This window comes from Rhodospirillaceae bacterium, from assembly GCA_002728255.1.
Classification (GTDB): domain Bacteria; phylum Pseudomonadota; class Alphaproteobacteria; order UBA7887; family UBA7887.
This window is the reverse complement of sequence record PBWV01000050.1, coordinates 1-5,919: the sequence shown is the minus strand read 5'-3', so window position 1 is coordinate 5,919 and position 5,919 is coordinate 1. Positions and strand designations below refer to the sequence as shown.

Genomic DNA, 5,919 nt, shown 5'->3' with positions numbered 1-5,919 from the left:
GGACGTATCAAAAGCTGGCGCGGGCGATGTCGCGCTTAAACCAATGATCAATATAATTGTACTAAGCACTGGCAAACTAGTTTTGCTCATATACACACCTTAAATTTTCGAATTTATTACCGACATTTTCAAATATTTGAAAGTTACTTCCTTACTTATATGTTCTAACTATCACTCGAGCCCCTGGAAAGCCCCTTTTAATAAGTTTTCCAAGTACTGAGTCCGCCTGAGAGACATTTTTTAAAGGGCCAATTCTTACGCGGTGAAATTGTTTTCCTTTCACAAGAGCTTTATATACGCCCGTGATCCCTATATCAGCTATGACCTTCTGAAAGCTTTCGGCACTCTGTTTGTTCCTAAACGAAGCAACCTGTACATAAATTTCACTTCCAGTGACGGGTAATTGGACAACCTCTCGGGATCGCGATTGTTTAGATAAGTTTATAGCACTTCTTTTCAGAGGTTGATTCTGATTTGAAATATTTGAAACCTTTTGTTTGGCTAATTTCGTACCGGGAATAATCGGCAAGGATTTTACAGAAACATTAGTTGTTGGAACAGCTAATGGCTTCGGTGCATTGTTAGCAATTGGAGGGAGAACAGCTGTGTATCCCCCTTTAGACCTCTGAGCAATCGCTTTACTCTCGGCCGCTAATATTTCCACTCTAGTTTTAGCTGTTCCTTTCCTAATAAATCCAAGCAACTGAGCAGATCTTCGTGATAAATCTATAATCCTCCCATGGGCAAAAGGCCCCCGATCATTAATTCGCACTATAAGAGATCTCCCATTTTCCAAATTAGTAACACGCACAATACTTGGCATTGGAAGAGTTCTATGCGCTGCGGTTATCGCATTTTGATCAAAAATCTCGCCATTAGCCGTCAACTTTTGATGAAAATTTGGTCCGTACCATGAGGCTATCCCGGTTTCGTCATAATCGTATTCAACTTTTGGGTAATACCAAACATTCTTTATTTGATAAGGCGTCCCAACTTTATATCGTCCTTTCGCTACGGTAGGTTTACTAACTTTTGCTATTTCCTTGGCTGTGTGAACCACCAACGCCGTCTCAGCACAACCGCCTAGAAAAATTAAAAGACAAAAAAACGTTAGTAAGAACCTAAGTGATTCCATTTTGCACAACAGATATTTTTTATCTTTTGTTTTCATAGGTATAATTCGGTCCACTTAATGTTTAATCTTATCAGAAAGGGTTCCTACCGCTGTTGCGAAGTAGTTAGACCTATTCCACTTTAATATTACTCCGTAATTGTGATAAACGACGAAAGCTGGACCAACCATTCCTTTTTCAGGTCTAATTATTGAAGAAATTAAATTTCTTTTCGGCAGATCCTTACCAGATAGTTTCCGAACGCCCAGTTCATGCCATTGGTTAAGCCCCTTTTTTATTTTTCTGCCCAACAGCTTTGACGAGAACTTATCGGGCAGGCGGACTGCCCTACCCCATGTTTGATCTCCTTGCCAACCTGACTTTGAAAGATAGTTTGCAATAGATGCAAAAATATCTGGTAGCGTTTTCCAAATATCCTTTGATCCATCCCTGTTATAATCAACCGCATAAGCATGGAAGCTTGAAGGCATAAATTGATTTTGTCCCATCGCACCGGCCCAAGACCCAAGCATATCTTTTGCCGTGATATGGCCCTTATCAACGATCTTGAGTGCTAAAAAGAGCTCTTTTCTAAAGAATTTACTGCGACGACCGTCGTAAGCAAGCGTTGCAAGCGATGGGATAACGGGAAAACCCCCAGTGATCCTCCCAAAATCTGTTTCAATTCCCCATAGAGCAATTATATATCTGGGCTGAACGCCATATTTTATACTAATTTCAGTCAAAAGTTTCTCGTGCTCAACTAACTTGGCCTTACCAATTCTTATACGCCGGTCTGATACAACACGTCTCAAATATTCTTTAAATGTAAGAGTAAATTCTGGCTGTTTTCTATCCAATTCAATTACTCTTGGGATAGGTTTGATTCCACTTAAAGAACTTTCTATTGTACTTTGAGAAATACCTTTGCTCCTGGCCTCAATTTTTAGTGCATCTAACCAAGCGTTAAATTCTTCAGCAATAGCTTTTGCACCAAAGCCTTGAATGAAAAAGCTGATGATTGTTAAGGTAATTAGATATCTCGATATAAACATCCACCGTCTTTCCTTAATTCCCTCACATCATCTTGTTACACAACCCAACGAAAGACGCAAGATATAGCGTTAGATAAGTTCATTTGTCCTGAAATATAAAATTTTTGTTATTAATATGCGGTTTCAGCAATTTTGCCATTGACCTACCGTCATAACCGCAGTAACCGATAAACGAATTCATTTTTACGGATGGGTGGCCGAGCGGTTGAAGGCACCGGTCTTGAAAACCGGCAGGCGTGAGAGCGTCTCGTGGGTTCGAATCCCACCCCATCCGCCACTTCCGCATTCACCGAAAATCATCGTCGTATAAAAAACCAATGAAATCAGTCACTTTTTCGGGAATTCTGATCGCTAATGTTCATACATGTTTGCAGTTAACCAGTTTTTTATTCCTAAAAGGAATGCAGAAAGGACATCACCTTTGATAAGGTAATACGCTGGCTTTTAATTTGTATCAAATTTGTTAAAAAACGTCTGGGATAATTGGTCCGCAAAACGAGCGGCGGCTACTTGCAGGGTGCGATCCCTGAGTTGAGCTAAATGGAGTAGTCCGCTTAAATCGTCGGGTAGTTCTACTGGTATATTTAATAAGTCGAAATTTGCGCTGTCCGATGGGAGGCCGATTGGCAGTTCAAAAGAAATTGCTTCCCCTAATCGAACATAATTTCTCAAAAATGTGAAATCGTCTGATGTTAACGAAGGGGTCAATGGCGTGGACGTTTTGTTTGCGGTAAGTTCTAATATATCTCTTAATGATTGTGGGTTTCCAGGTAACGCCAGAGGATAATCTTGGCAATCTATAAATTGTAGGGTTTCTCTGTTACTTAAAGCATGGCTCTTTGCCATGATTGCGTGGATAGGCTGCCTTACGGTGCAAATAGTTTGTAAATCTGCTGTTTTCATTGACGAAAACTCGAAAACAAGTGCCAAGTCGGCGCTATAATCTCTTAGGCTGTCCATAGCTTGTTCACCATCTTTTACCATAATGTTGAACGTAACATTCGGAAACTCTGATTGGTATTTATGTATTTGATGGGGCAGAAAATAGGTTAAAAGTGCTTGGTTACAGGCTATGGAGACGTTACCGCGACGAATTCCAGATAAATCTGCCAGTTGAGATTTTAAGCGCTCGGCTTCAGCCAGTTGTTTTCGAAACATGACAACAACCAGCTCACCTGCAGTATTCAGTCGAACTCCATTGCCAATTCTCTCAAATATTTGAAACCCAAGTTCGTCTTCTAAAGAGAGAATTCTTCGATTCAATGCGGAACTGGTTATATTGAGGCGGTCTGCTGCCTTTCTAATGGAGCCGGTGCGCGATATAGTATCGACATAGCGATAGATCTGTAAGTTTCTCATATAGGAAATCTCTAGTGATGCAAAAAATAACAAAATATCAAGAAAAATAACGAAAAAATGCATCACAACAAAGTATCAATATACTCAATTTAGAATTTCCAGAATGAGGTCAATCTAGGACAAGCATGACAAGTCGACTGCTCATAAAGTAAGTAGGCATTTCCTGATCTTATTTTTTGTAAATTTTTTGGCAGAAATGCCGATCAAAATGCCGATAACCGTATGGTCCACGTTATGCGTTTGTCAGTTAGTTGACGACATAAATACCATTTTGGGCGGTGAAAACGGCTGGAGAGCGCCTCCACCATACCCCGAAAGCGCTCAGATAATACGATCCAAGCATGCCTCAACAAAATCCCAAATGAGACAGCCACTCGGAAGGTCAAGTGTTGCTCTTAGCGTTTGCAACTAAGCTATCCATTATTTGATTACTTGCCTTTGGCCACGTTTCAGTCCGGTTGTACATTTCTGGAAAAGATGGGACATCCTTTGGCAAAGATAGCCATGGAAGTTTCTGTGTTGTAAATATATGTGCTTGTGGGTGGATATTATGTGGTTTATCTAAAGTGCCAGTTCTTAGTACCACAAAGCCCTTGGGTGCTACATGGTATTCACACCAGACGAATGTTCCACATTTGGAACAGAAATGAGGGTCATATCCTGCGCCACTACCTGTGGGCAAAGTCGTCGACTTTGTTTCCCCACTTATTTTGAACCCAGATTTGGTCGTTAGGGTGTGAATTACAAAAGCGCTTCCGGTTGAACACTGACAATCAACACAGTGGCATGCGTGTGTGAAAAGGGGAGCTTCACCTAGTTCATAGCTAACCTGTCCACATGAACATTTTCCAGTTAATGGAAGATCGATATCTTTTGTCATTTTTTTCTCCGATTGGATGATAATCGGCTAATAATGAATGATTAAATTTTTAATCACAAATAAGATGGGATTGTATCACATATTGAATACACATAGTTTGGATAAGCTGTGGGAGATTAGGGAGCGTCCAGAGTTAATTGGGAGAAGAACTCTGATCCATAGCGCGCCCTAGTCACATGGGAGAATATGTATGAATAACACATTGTATAAGTGTTTCGCTCTGGTTTGCATGCAGTTAAGTCTGCTTTACCGTGACACAGAAAACGCACCACTAGCTGCTTCTACATTATTCGTGGCGCATAAGATGGCTTTGGGTGTGGTTAGGTTCGTCATCTGCTTATGCCTTGCTTGTTATGGAGCTAGGATAGCAGATTCGAAGATCACCGTGTCCACTCGCCCTATAGGCTCGACATCTGAAGGGCGTCCATGTTTACCGTCATGTTAATTAGGCTTAGAAGGCTAATCTGCCTGATAGAAGTATGATACTTCACCCTCTTGCATCGAACTGTCTGTTAGGGTTTCACCTAGTGTTTTTTGAAAGTTTTCCCGAGCCGGCAGGTTGCTTGCTGCAGACTGTGAGTCCGGATAAAGCGCAATTGAAACAACTGAAGTTGGGCCGGTTTTTATATTGATCACCAATTCTAGAGTTGGAAATGCCTCATCTCTTATCTTATCGTAGGTAACCTCCGCTTGTTTTAATGCTTCCTCCGACTCAAACTCTAGCTTTGTAATTCTGCCTATACTCATAATGGTCCCTCACATAATTGTTTTAAAACTCTATTATCTTAGTCCAAATTTTATTGGAGAGGAAAGACGCGGGTGGATATGACGACATACACCCGCAATGTTTTAAGGACACGATTATAGTTTAAAGACGCGATTATATGGAAAAGCCTGTTATCTAAAATTAAAAAGGTATTCTCTCAAATATAATTCTAGGGTTTCCTATAAAAACCTTGTGTATTTTTAAAAATGTTAGGTTTTCTATAAACGGCCAAAATTATACATCCTTCATCAGAATGTGTTTCATGAAATGAGCCTTCCTTTCTCCAAACATATTCACCAGCTTTACAGATGCCGTCGTGATCGTAAAAAGAACCTTCCAAGACAAACGATTGTTCTAGTTCAGGGTGCTTGTGCATGGGAAGGGTCGTGCCAGGTTCCCATTTTAATAGGCAAGTCATTTCACCTTTTTCTCTATTTTCATACAATACTTTGATTTCTATGCCTTTAAACTGGCTGGGTGACCATTCGATTTGTTTCGGATCTACGTAGGTCGAGGCCCCGATAGTGGCTTGTACTTTGGGTTCTCTCTTTGTCATCGATTTCTCCCTCAGAAACGTTGATTGTTCTAGTATACACATTTAATGTATGAGTAAGAGCTTCTAGAAGTATTTCGCTTGTACTTGCATGCAGTTAAGTACGCCTCACAATGCCGCTAAAAACGCACAACTTTAGTTCCGTGTCCCAGTGTCCCAAACCCTAAGTGAGGGAAATGGGACAGACAATGCAT

5 protein-coding genes, 1 tRNA gene and 1 pseudogene are annotated in these 5,919 nt (G+C 40.7%); 1 reads left to right on the top strand and 6 read right to left on the bottom strand.

Annotated elements, in window-relative coordinates:
• Nucleotides 1-691: 691 nt before the first annotated feature.
• Nucleotides 692-1,171 (bottom strand): annotated as a pseudogene (locus CMM32_12260) (hypothetical protein).
• 18 nt (nucleotides 1,172-1,189) lie between these two features.
• On the bottom strand, nucleotides 1,190-2,167 hold the full coding sequence (locus CMM32_12255) for a lytic transglycosylase (GenBank protein MBT07660.1): 978 nt from the start codon (nucleotides 2,165-2,167) through the stop codon (nucleotides 1,190-1,192).
• Nucleotides 2,168-2,354: 187 nt separating this feature from the next.
• Here CMM32_12255 and CMM32_12250 point away from each other — a divergent pair.
• Nucleotides 2,355-2,444: transfer RNA gene (locus CMM32_12250), tRNA-Ser, on the top strand.
• Between the two features lie 167 nt (nucleotides 2,445-2,611).
• Here the strand turns inward: CMM32_12250 and CMM32_12245 are convergent.
• From CMM32_12245 to CMM32_12230, 4 genes are all read right to left on the bottom strand, one after another.
• Nucleotides 2,612-3,589: a hypothetical protein gene (locus CMM32_12245; GenBank protein MBT07659.1), complete on the bottom strand. Its 978-nt coding sequence runs from the start codon at nucleotides 3,587-3,589 to the stop codon at nucleotides 2,612-2,614.
• A 319-nt stretch (nucleotides 3,590-3,908) separates the two neighbouring features.
• The gene (locus CMM32_12240; protein MBT07658.1) at nucleotides 3,909-4,406 is read right to left on the bottom strand and encodes an aldehyde-activating protein; all 498 of its coding nucleotides are present in this window, start codon (nucleotides 4,404-4,406) and stop codon (nucleotides 3,909-3,911) included.
• A 459-nt stretch (nucleotides 4,407-4,865) separates the two neighbouring features.
• Nucleotides 4,866-5,153 (bottom strand): hypothetical protein, encoded by a 288-nt coding sequence (locus CMM32_12235; protein ID MBT07657.1) that lies wholly within the window; start codon nucleotides 5,151-5,153, stop codon nucleotides 4,866-4,868.
• 188 nt (nucleotides 5,154-5,341) lie between these two features.
• A complete protein-coding gene (locus CMM32_12230) occupies nucleotides 5,342-5,728 on the bottom strand; it encodes an anti-Sigm factor, ChrR (GenBank protein MBT07656.1) in 387 nt (128 codons plus the stop codon).
• Nucleotides 5,729-5,919: the final 191 nt, after the last annotated feature.